The organism is Gemmata algarum, assembly GCF_034097035.1.
Classification (GTDB): domain Bacteria; phylum Planctomycetota; class Planctomycetia; order Gemmatales; family Gemmataceae; genus Gemmata; species Gemmata algarum.
The window spans coordinates 42,639-56,486 of the sequence record NZ_JAXBLV010000122.1 but is presented as its reverse complement, the minus strand read 5'-3'; the positions used below and the strand labels follow the sequence as shown (position 1 = coordinate 56,486).

Sequence of the window (13,848 nt, the reverse complement as noted above, 5' to 3'; positions counted from 1 at the left end):
ATGCGCGCTGCCACGGGGGCCACCGCCCCCGCTCCCCAAGGAGTTGTCCGTGTCGTTACCCGCTCCCGGCGCCGACGGGTTGCCGTCGCTGTCGCCCGTCACCCGCTGGCTCGTATTGGCGGTCGCCGCCATCGGGTTCCTGTTCGATACCTACGAACTGCTCATGCTCCCGTTGATCGGGGCGCCGGCCATTGCCGAGCTGTTGGGGGTGCCGCCGAACAACCCGCAGGTGCGCGAGTGGCTCGGGTACATCCTGTGGGCGGCGGCCGTGTGCGGGGGCGTGTTCGGTCTCGCCGGCGGGCTCCTGATCGACCGGTTCGGCCGCAAGCGGATCATGATCCTCAGCATCCTGCTGTACTCGTTCTCGCCGGTCGCGGCTGCGTTCAGCACCAGCGTGTGGATGTTCGCACTGTTCCGCTGCACCACGTTCATCGGCGTGTGCGTCGAGTTCGTGGCCGCGATCACCTGGCTCGCGGAGCTGTTCGAGGACAAGCGCACCCGCGAACTCGCGATCGGGTGGACGCAGGCGTTCGCGTCGGTGGGCGGGCTGGTGGTGACGGGCGCGAACACGCTGGCCCGGACCTACGCGGACCGGCTCCCGGCGATCCCGGTGCCGGAGCCGTTCGACTCGCACGCGTTCTGGCGGTACACGCTGCTCACCGGGCTGGTGCCGGGGGTGCTCATCCTGCTTCTGATGCCGTTCGTGCCCGAGAGCCGGGTGTGGCTCGCGCGCAAGCGGGCCGGCACCCTGCGGCGGCCGCGGTTCGCCGAGCTGTTCAGCCCCGAGCTGCGCCGCGTGACGCTGGTCAGCACCGCGCTGTCCGCGTGCGCGTACGCCGCCGCGTTCGGCGCGCTGCAACTGACCCCAACTCAGGTCGTTCCGGGGCTGCCGTCGCTCGTGGAGCAGCAGAAGCAGTTGAAACCGCTCCGCGAAGAGGCCACCGAACTGAACAGCCAGCTCAACGAAACCCAAGCGAAGCTGCGGGCGCAGTTCGCGTCGGTTGCGGGCCTGGAGGACGTGGTTAACGCGCGGTCGGTGGCGCAGCGCGACCTGCGCAAGGCCCGCGAGCGGATCGAAGCCGCGAAGAAGGCCGAGCAACAGCCGCCGGCCGACGCCGAACCGCAGGTCCAGGCCGCGCAGGCGAAACTGAAGGAGCTGACCGGCCGGCTGAACGAGGTCACAAAGGAGCACACCGAGGCCCGGCAACTGGTGCTCGACCGTGAGGCCACGCTCCAAAAGCTCGGGGCGAACCGCGGCAAGCAAGCGGAGCCGGACCAGCAGATCCGCGACAAGGGCGACCTGATGCAGTTCTGGCAGGAGATGGGCGGGCTCGTGGGCCGCATCCTGCTGGCGGCGCTGCTGGTCGTCATACTCAACCGACGGGTGCTGCTGCGGGTGTTCCAGGTACCCGGGTTGGTTGCGTTCCCGCTGACGTACTATTTCCTGTTCCGCGACCAGCCGGACCTGTTCGCGTTCGGGGTGTTCGTGTGCGGGCTGTGTACGGTGTCGCAGTTCAGCTACCTGGGGGAGTACCTGCCGAAGGCGTTCCCGGTTCACCTGCGCGGCACCGGCGGCAGCTTCGCGACGAACGTGGGCGGGCGTATGGTGGGCACGTCGGCGTCGTTCGTGACAACGAGCCTGGTGGCCCCGCTGGTGACCGGCGGCACGTTCGTGCAGGTGGCGACCGGGGCGGCGATTGTGGGCACCGTGGTATATCTGCTCGGAGTTCTGCTCTCCTTCGCGCTGCCGACCCCGAAGGAAGAGGGGCACGTGTCGCCATCTCAGCCGGGAGCCGCCGCACCTGAGAAGAGCGTGTGAGCTGAACGGCCCCGTTCGTGCCCGCAACCAGCAGGCGCGAACGGGGCCGTTCTTACGCCGCGGCCGGCTCCTCATCACCACTGCCACCGGGCAGATCGGGCACGAGCAGCGAGTACACGCACGGCACCACGAACAGCGTCGTGAACAGCCCCGCCACCAGCCCGCCGAGCACCGCCCGGCCCAGCGGCACGTTCGCCTCGCTTCCTTTCGCCAGCCCGAGGGCCATCGGAATCAGCGCGAAGAACGTTGCCATCGCGGTCATCACCACCGGGCGCACCCGGATCGCCCCGGCCCGCTTGATCGCCTCGTTCGCGGTCAGCCCTTCGGCCTTTTGCAGGTTGATCGCGAAGTCGGTCAGCAGCACCGTGTTCGACACCACGATGCCCACCATGAAGATCACCCCCAGCAGCGACTGGATGTTCAGGGCGGTGCCGGTCACGAACAGCACCAGCACCACCCCGATCACCCCGACCGGCACGGCGGACAGCACCACCACCGGGATGACGTAGGACCGGAACAGCGCGACCAGCAGGAAGTAGATCAGCACCACCGCGGCGCCCATCCCCATCGCTTGGTACTTGAACGTGGTCTGCATCTTCTCGTACTCGCCGGAGAGCGTTACCTTCGCCCCCTCCATCGGCTTCGGCTCTTGCTCGTCCGGGTCGAACGGGGTCCACCCACCCGCTTTTCGCTCTTTACCGAACTTCGCCACCACCTTGTTTACGTCCTCCGCGACGTGCCCGAGGTCGCGGCCCGCGACGCCCATCGTCAGGTCGATCGTCGGCTGTAGGTTCGTGTGAACGATCTCCGACGGCGACCGGGTGGGGCGGATCGTCGCGATCGTGCGCAGGCTCACCGACTTCTTCTGCGTCGGGCTGGTGATGGGGATGTCGAGCAGCGTTTCCAGCGAGGTCACGTCGCCCTCGGGGTACTGCACGCCGACGTAGTACTGGTTGTGGCTCACCGGGTCGAACCAGAAGTTCTTCTTGTTGAACTGCACGCTGGAGTTGAACGCGGCGACCACGTTCTTCATCACCTCCGACTGGTTCAGCCCGAGCGACGCGGCCTTGGTGCGGTCCACCTCGATCACGTACCCGGGGTAGTTGAGCCGCTGTACGATCCGCGCGTCCACGACGCCGTCCACGGCGCGCACCTCGGCCAGGATCTTCTCCGCCACCCGGCGGTTCTTTTCCAGGTTCTTGCCGGTCACCTTCACGTTCAGCGGGGTGGACTTCCCTTCGTTCATCGCGGACCGGATCAGCCCGCCCGAGTCGAACGCGAACTCCAGGTTCACCCGCGAGAACGGCACCACCCCGTCCGGCAGTTCCTGCGCCGCCGTCTTGCGCGTATAGGTTTCTTGCAGCAACCGCTCGAACTCCGGGTCGGTCGCGAGCCCGCCCCGCAGCGCCGCCACGCACTGCTGCGCCGACTTCACCCGGTCGGGCTTGAGCTGCACCTTCACGACCGCGTCCATCGGCCCGCTGTTGGGGGTGAACGCCGCGGACCAGTCGGCCGTGAGGCCCAACTCGCTGATGACCAGCTCGAGGTCGTCGCCGGTGACCTGCTTCACGTACTTCTCGACGGCCTCGACGTAGCCCTCGGTCACCTCAATGCGGGTGCCGGAGCCGGCGCGGACGTACACCTCGAACGACCCCGCGTCCACCTCGGGGAAGAACTCCTGGCGCAGGTGCGGGCCGATCAGGACCACGACCGCGGCCAAAAGTGCGAACGCGCCACCGATGACGAGCACGCGCGCCTGGAGCACCGCCGTCAGGAGCGTGGCGTACCCTTTGAAAACACCATCAAGGAACGATTCCCATTTCTCGAACAGGAGCCCCCAGGGACCGCGGGCGGGCGGCGTCTCGTGCTCGTTCTTGTGCTGGTAGTCGGTCTCGTGCGTTTCGACCGGGCCGGGGTGCGGGTGGTGCCGCATCCACGCCGCGCAGCGGGTCGGGACGAAGGTCATGGACACCAGGTACGCGACCACCATCGCGAACGCGACGGCCAGGAACATCGGTTTGAAGAGGAACGGCCCGAGGCCCGGGATCAGGGCCAGCGGGAGCAGCACGAGCAGGGTGCAGAGCGTGGCCGCGAGCGCCGGCAGCGCCACCTCGCTGGCGCCGAGGAACGCCGCCTCCTTCGGCTTGGCCCCGAGGCCGAGGTGCCGGTGCGTGTTCTCCAGCACCACAATGGCGTTGTCTACCAGCGGTCCGATGGCGAGCGCGAGGCCGGCGAGCGTCATCACGTTGATGGTCTGCGTCGCCCCGAACAGGCACGCTACCGCCCCCAGCACCGCCACCGGCACCGTGAGCACGGCGATGACGGTCATGCGCCACTCGCCCAGGAACAGGAGGATGACGAGCGAGCACAGGACGGCCCCGAGCACGCCCTCTTCGGCGAGGCTGTGAATGGCGCTCTGAACGTACACCGACTGGTCCATCACCAACTTCAGGTCCACGTCGGGCGTCGTGAGCCGGTCCTTCATCTCCGGCAGGTCGCCGCGCAGGTTGTTGACCACGCCAAGGGTGCTCGCGCCCTGCTGCCGGTACACCGGGATGTACACCTGCCGGCGCCCGTCCACGCGGACGATGTTGGTCTGGATGATGTTGCTGTCGCGTGGCTGGGCCACGTCGCGCAGGAACACCATCTGGCCGTCCCGCCCGGCCCGGATGGGCACGTCGCCCATGCGGTCGATGAGGTCGTACATGGAGTTCGAGTCGAGGGCGTAGTCCACGCCGCCGAACTTCGCGCCGCCGGTCGAGAGGAACACGTTCGAGCGGTCAAGGGCGTCCATCACGTCCAGCGGCGAGAGCCCGCGGGCCTGGATCGCCTGCCGGTCCAGGTACGCCAGCACGGTGCGCACCTTCCCGCCGTACACCACCGGCGCGTTCGCGCCCGGCGCGGACATGATCATGCTCCGCACCTGGTACCGGGCCGTGTCGAACAGCACCGACTCGCCCTGCGTCTTGCTGTTGAGCGCGACGATCGCGACCGGGGTGGACGAGGTCGGGTCGTAGGGCAGCACGACGGGCGGCAGGGTGCCGGGCGGCAGGTTCGGGATGGCGGCCGTCGAGAGCGAGTTCACCTGCGTGAGCGCCGCGCTCGGGTCGGTGTCGTCGGAGTAGTAGTTGCGGATGATGCTGGCGCCGACGATGGACCGCGACTCCTGGCGCCGGGTGCCGGCCGCCTGCCCCACCCACCGCTCGGTGCGGGCGGTGATGCCGGACTCGACGTTGGTGGCCGACATGCCGCCGTAGAACGTGAGCACCTGCACCGCGGGGGCCTTGTACACCGGGAGGATGTCTGCCGGGATGCTGCCGAGCGCCGCCCCGCCGCCGATGGCGATGGTGAGCATCAGCACGGTGATCGCGCGCGGGTTGCCGAGCGAGAACCGGATCAGTGGGTTCATCGGGTCCGTGTGGGGCGAGTGGTGCGTGCGAGGCAAGGCGAGCGGCGGGCGTGAGCCCGCCGAGTGCGCGTCAACGGGCGCCGAGCCCGGCGGGCGTCAACGGGCGTGAGCCCGCCGAGTGCGCGCCAACGGGTGTGAGCCCGGCGGGCGCGTCAGTGCCCGGCGACCGGGCCGGCGGCCCCAGCGACTGCGACCGCGGTGCCGTCCTCGACCGCGCCACTCGCGCGGAGCACGACCTGGTCCGCGGCGGACAGCCCGGCCGCGACCTCGATCTCCACGCCGTTGTCCGCGCCCAGGGTTACCGGCAGCGTGGCCACGTGGTCGCCGCGGACGACGCGGACGGCGCCGTGGTTCGTGCCGGAGCGGCTCACCACCGCCGCGGTCGGGACGCGGACTGCGGACGCGGCCCCGGTTTGGAGCTTCAGCGTGACCCGGCCGTACATCCCGCGGCGCAACCGCCCGTCCGGGTTCGGGACGTCGATCTCCGTGCGCATGGTGCGGGTCGCCGTGTCCTCGGACTCGGCGCACCGCGACACCCCGCGGGTGTCGAACACCTGTCCGCCGAGGGCGTCGATCACCAGCACCGCGGGGTCCCCGGTGTTGACCAGCGGCACGTCGCGGTCGGGCACCTGGACGACGACCGTCATGAGGTCGGTGCGCTCGACCGACAGGAGCGGGATCGCCCCCCCCTGGTCCGCGGACCGGATGAAGTCGCCGACCTGGAACGAGCGCCGGGTGACGACGCCGGTGTACGGCGACCGGATCGTGGTGTAGTTGAGGAGCACCTCGGCGCGCCCCAACTCCGCCTGGGCTACACCGACCTCGGCCTTCGCCTGTTCCAGGTCGGCTTTGGCCTGTGTGATCTTGGCGCGGGCGGTCGCGGCGCGCTCGGTGGCGGCGTTGACCGACTCCTTCGCCTCGTTCTCGGCTTCCTGGGCGGAGAGGAAGAAGTCCTCTTGCTCGTCCACCACGCGCGGCTCGATGGCCTGTTGCTTGGCGAGGTCCTTGTACCGCGTGAGCTGCTTCTCGCGGTACTGCCGGTACGAGCCCTTCGCGCGGACCATCGACTTCGCCAGCGCGACCGATGCGTCGGCCGACTTGGCTTCCGACTCGGCCGCCAGGACGTGTGCTTCTACCTGCCGCACCTTCGCCTCGGCGGCGTTGAGCCGGGCGCGGTCGCGCTCCACCTGCTTCTCCTGCTCGGGCACCGCGATCCGGGCGAGCACGTCGCCCTTCTGGACCCGGCTGCCGATGTTGACCGTTTGTTCCGCGAGGAACCCCGACACCTTGGAGTACAAATCGGCCGACTGGAACGGCTCGACGGTGCCGGGTTGCACGCACACCCGATCGATTCCGCCGGCGCGCGGGTGGATCACTTCGACGGTCACCGCGGGCTTCGCGACGCCCGCGGTCGGTCCCTCACCGGCCGACAGCGGCTTGGCGCGGGTGGCGAACCAGACGCCGGCCCCACCTCCTGCCGCGGCGAGCGCGAGCAGCACGAGACGCGAGCGACGAAACAGCGACGAGGGTTGTACGCTCATGGCGGCATTCCGGGAAAGTGCGCGAGTATCAAAGGGTGGGGCGCACAGCAACGGGCGTGCCGTGAGGTCGAAAGGCCGAAATCACTGAAGATTCGTGCGCGATCCGCACGAGCGAGAACGGACCGGCGGCAAGCGTTTCACCGTGGCGGGGAATATTTCGCCGTTTGGAGCGTGGCCCCGCGCACCGAGGATGCAGACGTTGTTAGGCCGGGGATGTTCGTAACATTTGGGAACGAGCCGCGACGGCCGGAGCAGGATACGTATCCCGCTCCGGCCGTCGCGGCTTGTCAAAACGCGCAACACAATCGCGGTAGCCTGCGTGAGCGCCGGAGGCTGCTTTGGGACCGTGATTGGTGCCGACTAGTGCGCCATCTTCCGGCGTCGATCCCATGATGACGCCCCCGACCGCAACACCGACGAGCACCGAACCGGGTGTCACACCTTTCGCAGTGCGATTGTGAGTGGTTGGCCGTCGATCTTGGCCGTCGCGGTGTGGACGCCGACCCCGCTGAGCGGTTCCGCACTCCACTGCGTCGCCTGGACGGCGGTGGCGATGTTCGGGCCGTGCTCAGCGATCGCCTTCGTCAGTTCCGGCGTGCTCGTGGACAGGTGCAGTTCGATCTTGTCGAGCAAGTCGAGCTTCGCGTCCTTGCGGGCGTTCTGCACCTGACGGATCACGTCGCGCGCCAGCCCTTCCAACTTCAGCGCCTCGGTCACGGTCGTGCTGACGGCGACCTGGACGCCGCGGTCCGCGACCCCGGCCCAGCCCGGTTGCCCGGCGTGCTCGATGTTGAAGTCGGCCGCGACCAGCGCCACCCCCGCAACCGTAACCGGCCCCTTGCCCAGATCGCTCGCGAGTTTAGCCGAATCCATCGCGGCCAATTCGGCCTGAGCGGCCTTGAGGTTTGCCCCGAGTTTGCTCCCGGCGACCTTCTGGTTCAGCTTCGCGGAACCGACGAGCAGCGGTCCGGCGCCGGCGTCGTGCAAGCGCACCGCCTTCACGTTCAGCTCGTCGAGGATCAAATCGCGGAACCGCTCGGTGGCCCGCTTCTCGACATCAGAGTCGGTCGACACGACCAGTTCCGCGAGCGGTTGGCGCACGTTGAGCTTCGCCTGCTGCCGCGCCGCGAGGCCCAGCGAGATCACCCGCTGAACGGCCGCCATATCTTCCGACAACGGGGCATCGACAAGCGCCGCGTCCGCCTTCGGGAGGTCGCACAGGTGAACGCTCTCGGGGTCCGTGGGCAACCGCAGGTTCTGCCACATCACCTCGGTGATGAACGGCACGCTCGGCGCCAGCAGCTTGCAGAGCGTCGTGAGCGTCGTGTACAGCGTCTGGTACGCCGCCTGCTTGTCCTTGAGTCCCGCGGCGTCCAGGTCGGCATTCTTGCTGTGCAGCCGATCCTTGTTGCGACGAACGTACCAGTTCGACAAATCGCCTTCGATGAATTCCTCGGCCTTGAGCGCGAACGTCATCACGTCGTACTCGGAGTACGCTTTATGCGCGGTCGTGATGAGCGATTGGAGGTTCGAGAGCAGCCACCGATCGATGTCGGGGCGCTGGCTCACCGGCACCGCGGGCGCGGCGGGGTCGAACCCGTCGCCGATCGCGTAATTGCAGAACATCGCGTAGGTGTTCCACAACTTGAAGAACACCCGGGAGCGCACGTCGTTCGCCGGCTCCGGCCCGAAGTTCAGGTTGAGCGCCGGGTTCTGGCGGCAGTACAACCACCGCATCACGTCCGCGCCGATTGCGCTGAACGGGAGCGTGCCGCCCTTCGGGTTCACGATCTGGCCGCCCTCGTCCGCGGCCGACCGGAACTCGATCGAGTTGCCCGCGGTCTTGTGCATCTCGTGCCCGAACTGGTCGCGCACGAGCCCGTGACCGAGGAGCGTTTTGAACGGCGGCTTGCCGTCGCTCATCATCGTGGACATCGCCAAGAGCGCGTAGAACCAGTTGCGGAACTGGCCCGGGAAGCTCTCGGTGATGAAGTCGGCCGGGTACCACTCCTTCGGCATCGTGGAGAACGCGACGATGCCCGCGTCGAGCCACGGGTTCCCCACGTCCGGCACGCGGCTCATGCGCTGCCCCGGGTGCTTCGTGCTCTCGATCTTCACCTTGTCGATCCACGGCCGGTGCGGGGTGTGGCCCTCGAACTCAGCCCACCCCTCAACCGCCCGCGCCTTCAGTTCCTCGTAGCTGCCGATCACCTCGAAGTCGGTCGGGTCGTTGTCGTTCACCCAGACCGGCAGCGCGAGCCCCCAGTAGCGCTTCTTGGAGATCATCCAGTCGCCCATGTTCGCGAGCCAATCCAACTCGCGAACTTGGCCGTTGATCATCTCCGGTAGGAACTTCACCTGCTCAACCACCGCTGCGATGTCCGCCCGAAACCCGCCGTGGAACCGCTTCTTTGACACTTGCCGCTCTTTTCCGTCATCACCTCGCTCTGTTACGGTATACGATTCACCCTTCGGTCCCATGTTGATGAACCACTCGTCCACGAGCCGGTACAGTAGTTCCGTCTTGCACCGCCAGCAGTGCGGGTAGCGGTGAACGTACCGCTCGACCGCAAACAAACGGTCCTTCGATTTGAGCTGCTCGAACACCGCGTCGGCGGTGGCGGGATCGACCGCGTTCTTGCCCACGAGCGGCCCGAAGCCTTCGACGAAGATGCCGTCGTCGCCGATCGGCGCCACGGGGGGCAGCCCGTTCTGCTTGCCCCACTGGTAGTCGATCGCCCCGCACCCCGGGGCGGTGTGAACGATGCCCGTACCCTCGGTTTCGGTCACGTCCTTCCCGCCGCTCACCACTTTGTGCGACTGCGCGGCGGTTTTCGCGGGCCAGTGGCCGCTCTGCTTCGTGACCTTCGCCACGTCCTCCGGGAAGCCGTACTCGTAGTTCTGCGCCGGGAGGTCGTCGAACGGCCCAACGTACTCCAGCCCCATCAGGTCCGCGCCCTTCACCTCGCCAACGACTTCATAGGTCTCGCCCTTACCGGCCTTCACCTTGAAGTGCTGCTCGATGGTGACGAGGTTCGGCACCTCCTTGAGCCACGGGCGCTTACCCTTGCTCCCCGCTTCGCCCTCGTCGGCGTCGGCCTCGCCGCCCCCACTGCCTTCCATCCGGTTCAGCTTGAACGCGCCCTTCGCGACGTAATAAACCTCGTCCTTGACCTTTACTTTGAGGTAAGGGAGATCGGGGTTGATCGCGGCGCCCACGTTGCTCGTGAGCGTCCACGGCGTCGTGGTCCACACGAGCAGGTTTTCCTTCTCGCGGTCCTTCAGCGGGAACTTCACGAAGCACGCGCGGTGCTCAACGAGCTTGTACCCCTCTTTCATCTCCTGCTCGGAGATGCCCACACCGCACCGCCCGCACCACGGCATCACGTCGTAGCCGCGGTTAATGAGCCCCTTGTGGTGGCACTTCTTCAGGAACGACCAGATCGTGTAGTTGTTCACCTCACTCATCGTGAAGTACGAGTGGCGGTCGTCCGGCTTCTTGGCCCAGTCGGCGTCCGTGCGGTCCCAGTTCATCCAGTACCCGAGCCGGATGCTCTGGTCCGTCTGCACGCGCGCGAACTTGTTCACGCGGTCCTTGCAGGCCTGCACGAACCGATCGATGCTCGCTTCCTTGTCACCGGGAACAAGGCTCTCGATGTCACGCTTGCTCTTGAGTTTCAGCTCCTTCTCGACCTCGACCTCCACCCACAGCCCCTGGCAGTCGAACCCCTGTTGGTAGCGGAGGTCGTGCCCCGTCATGGCGAAGTAGCGGTTGTACACGTCCTTGTAGGTGCGGCCCCAGGCGTGGTGAACGCCCATCGGGTTGTTCGCGGTGATCGGGCCGTCCAGGAAGCTCCACTTCGGCTTGCCGGCGTTGATCGCTTTGCGCTTCGCGAAAATGCCGTTCTCGTCCCAGAACTTCAGAATGGAGCGTTCCAGCGCGGGGAAATCGACGGACGACTCGACCTTCTCGAACGGCATGGCTCAATGACCTCGCAACGGTGTGCAACTCCTCCATTTTACGACGGACACACGAACCAGCCACGCGGCTCGCGCCGGCGCCGAAATCAACGCACCTACAGCCCGATTTGATACATGCGTACACTTCGATTAAGTTTGAGCGAACGGGCTGCTTTCCAGTTGCCTCCCGTATGCACCGGGGCACAATGTCGGCGTCCTTTTCGCACTCTTCTGCAATGAGGCCGAACGTCATGGCGAAATCCACCGCGGGTAAGGCCGCTGCGGCGAAGAAGCCCGCAGCAGCCAAGAAAAGCACCAAGAAGGCGACCCCGGGCGTACCCGCGCTCGCCCCGGCGGGCGAGTTGGCGCGGCTCAATGGGCCGAGCAAGTTCACGCTGTTTAACCTGCTCGGCCAGCCCCGCGGGTACTACCTCGTCGAGCCGCACGAACTCGACCGCGGCGAAGCCCCCGGGGACGCCAAATCGGTCGCCCACAGCGTCATCGTTGTGGACCGCTCGGGGTCGATGTACTCCGCCCTGCCCGAAACCAAGGAAACGCTGCTCAAGATCCTCACGCTCGACGAGTACGCCCAATACAACCTGCTCGTCACGCTGATCTCATACTCGAGCCAGGGCGACGTGGCCTGTCACTTCGAGCGCGTGCCGATCCGCGAGATCATGAAGAAGGACTCGCGGTACCAGAAGGACATCAAGTCGATTCAGACCTCGTGCGCGACGTGCATTTCGCAGGGCCTCAAGCTGGCCTCGGAGAAGGTGAAGGCCGGCGAACTCACCGCGATCACGATCCACACCGACGGGTACGCCAACGACCCGTCGTCCACGTCCGAAGCGGCGACGCTGCTGAAGCTCTGTGACGACATGAAGGGCAAGGACGTGTTCGTGAACACGCTCGCCTACGGCGACTACACCGACTTCCGGCTGCTGTCCCGGATCGCCAACGCCGGCAGCGGCTCGTGCGTCAAAGCCGGCAACATCGGCGCGGTGTACGCGTCGCTCTACAACTCGACCAAGACGCTCGGCAGCTCCGTAACGCCGCCGATCGAGGTGCCGCTCGGCGGTTACGACTATCAGGTGTTTGTCTCGCGCGGCGCGGGCCGGGTGAACGGCACAACCGGCCCGCTCTCGATCCGCGGCCTCAAGGCGGAAGACGACGCGATCGTCTACAAGTACAAGAAGCTCACGAAGGCCGAGTACGACAAGTCCGCCGCGCCGGTCGAGCAGACGAGCGAGGCGGTGTTCGCGTTCGCGAAGGGGCACCTCGCCGAGGGCGGGCTGAACACCGCGAAGTACGCGCTCGGCAGCACCTTCGACGCCACGCTGGTCGGCGTTCACGCCCGCGCGCTCACGAACAACCAGGTCGCGGCGCTGTCGCAGGACCTGGACACGCTGCTCGCCGACCCGACTCAGCTCGGTACGCACGCGGTGCTCGATCAGGTGCCGGTGAACAAGAAGATCCCGTTCCTCACGCTCGTCAACCTGCTCGACGCCAACCGCGGCAACTTCGTCATCAACCGCGAGGCGCTCACGGCGGTTTACGTGCGCCGCGGGCTGAAACGCCTCCAGGGGGTGCGCAACGACGACGGCACCGTCACCGAGCCGTGGCTGAAGACCGAGTTCGTGAGCGAGGACAAGTACATTCCGATCTCCTCGTTCGACGTGAACCGCAACACCGCGACCATGAACATGCTGCTCACGCGGAAGGTGCGCCTGGTGCCCACCGCGGGCGGCGCCCCGATCACGGAGGTCGCGGGGATCAAGCTCGACAACCTCAGCACGTTCAACAACTACACGCTCGTGGGCGACGGCGAGCTGACGGTGCCGTACCTGCGCATCAAGATTTCGGACAAGTCGCTGTTCGACAAGCTCGCGAACGAGGGCGTTCTGGAAGTTGATGGGCAACCCGCCGGCAAGTACAGCGCGGACCAGGAGTACACGCTCCGGCTCGATCAGTTGCCGGTCGTCCCGCCGTTCGAGGGCGCCGTGGAACTGGACGGGGTGTTCGACGAGCTGGCACGTCTCAAGGTGCTGTCCAGCCTGTGCGCCGCGCACCTTAAAGAGGCCTCCGACGAGTTGAGCGCGGAGCAGGTCGAAGAGCTGAAGAAGCACTACCTGTCGAAGAGCCTGTTCCTCAGCTTCCCGACCACCAACCCCTACGTGAAGCTGGAAGACGCGCTGGCCGACGGGAGCGTGGACACCCGCACCAGCTACAAGATCGACATCGGCAACAAGTCCATCCTGAACCTGTCGAAGCTGCACAGCGCGAACAAGTTCCTGGACCGCATGTACGAGGTGATCGGCGCCGACGGGAAGCCGGTGGACAAGCCCGCGTTCGAGGACGTGCTGGACGGGACCGTGACTTACAAGCACAAGACCCTCTCCGCCCGCACGAAGGTGACGAAGGTCGACGACCTCATGAAGGCGCTGTTCGACGACTTCCTCGGGCTGCGCCCGAACGGTGAAACGGTGAAATTGCTCGCGGGCGTGGGGGCGGAGAAACTGGCCGCGATCGTGAAGGGGCGTGCGTCCGGCAAGCAACCCGACCGCAAAGAGTTCGTCGAGGCGCTTGCGGACGCACGTAAGAAGCTCGACGCCCGCTCCGACGCCCTGTTCGCGGACAAGCTCAGCGCGCTGGTGTTCTATGTGGGCGCCACCGGGCTCCTGCCCGACGAGGTGGAGGCCAAGGCGCAACCCGCCGACGCGCTCGCCGCGAAGTACCCCGAACTGGCGTTTTCAAAGGACGAAAAGGAAGGGACGTTCTTCGAGGTGGGCGACACGATCCTGAGCGTGTACGCCAAGACCGAGTACTTCTCCCGCGACAAGGAGTAGCCCCCTCTTTACCGGGCCGCGTGCCGGCCGTTTGAGCCGACTGACTCACCCTTGGTGTCTCGGTCGGCCGGCCACAGATCGCTTCTTTTCGCAAGCGTTTGCGAGCGGCTCCCTTCTCACACGCCGCCTGCTTCCGCCCTGCGACATGCGGGGGCGGAACGGTGCCAGACGGCCGCTACCGAGTTAACCGCCGACCGTCTTGTAAAAAACGTGCGCTGCCCCCTTTACAAGACGCAATGTGGCGCATAGTCGCCCCACGTGTGCTACGGTTGG

At 66.7% G+C, this 13,848-nt stretch carries 5 protein-coding genes; 2 read left to right on the top strand and 3 right to left on the bottom strand.

Annotated features, from left to right (window positions below; translation table 11 throughout):
• Nucleotides 1–49: 49 nt before the first annotated feature.
• Nucleotides 50–1,819, top strand: coding sequence for an MFS transporter (locus tag R5W23_RS11140; protein ID WP_261188119.1), 1,770 nt, complete (start codon nt 50–52; stop codon nt 1,817–1,819).
• 52 nt (nt 1,820–1,871) lie between these two features.
• Here the strand turns inward: R5W23_RS11140 and R5W23_RS11135 are convergent, their stop codons facing one another.
• From R5W23_RS11135 to R5W23_RS11125, 3 genes are all read right to left on the bottom strand, one after another.
• Nucleotides 1,872–5,228 (bottom strand): efflux RND transporter permease subunit, encoded by a 3,357-nt coding sequence (locus R5W23_RS11135; RefSeq protein ID WP_320686385.1) that lies wholly within the window; start codon nt 5,226–5,228, stop codon nt 1,872–1,874.
• 152 nt (nt 5,229–5,380) lie between these two features.
• Nucleotides 5,381–6,769 (bottom strand): efflux RND transporter periplasmic adaptor subunit, encoded by a 1,389-nt coding sequence (locus tag R5W23_RS11130; protein WP_320686384.1) that lies wholly within the window; start codon nt 6,767–6,769, stop codon nt 5,381–5,383.
• Between the two features lie 435 nt (nt 6,770–7,204).
• Nucleotides 7,205–10,750: an isoleucine--tRNA ligase gene (locus R5W23_RS11125; protein WP_320686383.1), complete on the bottom strand. Its 3,546-nt coding sequence runs from the start codon at nt 10,748–10,750 to the stop codon at nt 7,205–7,207.
• 230 nt (nt 10,751–10,980) lie between these two features.
• Between R5W23_RS11125 and R5W23_RS11120 the strand changes: the two genes are divergently transcribed.
• Complete coding sequence (locus R5W23_RS11120; RefSeq protein WP_320686382.1) at nt 10,981–13,575, top strand: vWA domain-containing protein; 2,595 nt, start codon at nt 10,981–10,983, stop codon at nt 13,573–13,575.
• The last annotated feature ends 273 nt before the right edge of the window (nt 13,576–13,848 follow it).

Coding starts and splice junctions, on each gene's coding strand:
- R5W23_RS11135 (WP_320686385.1), bottom strand. CDS start 5,228: ATGAACCCACTGATCCGGTTCTCGCTCGGCAACCCGCGCGCGATCACC.
- R5W23_RS11130 (WP_320686384.1), bottom strand. CDS start 6,769: ATGAGCGTACAACCCTCGTCGCTGTTTCGTCGCTCGCGTCTCGTGCTG.
- R5W23_RS11120 (WP_320686382.1), top strand. CDS start 10,981: ATGGCGAAATCCACCGCGGGTAAGGCCGCTGCGGCGAAGAAGCCCGCA.
- R5W23_RS11125 (WP_320686383.1), bottom strand. CDS start 10,750: ATGCCGTTCGAGAAGGTCGAGTCGTCCGTCGATTTCCCCGCGCTGGAA.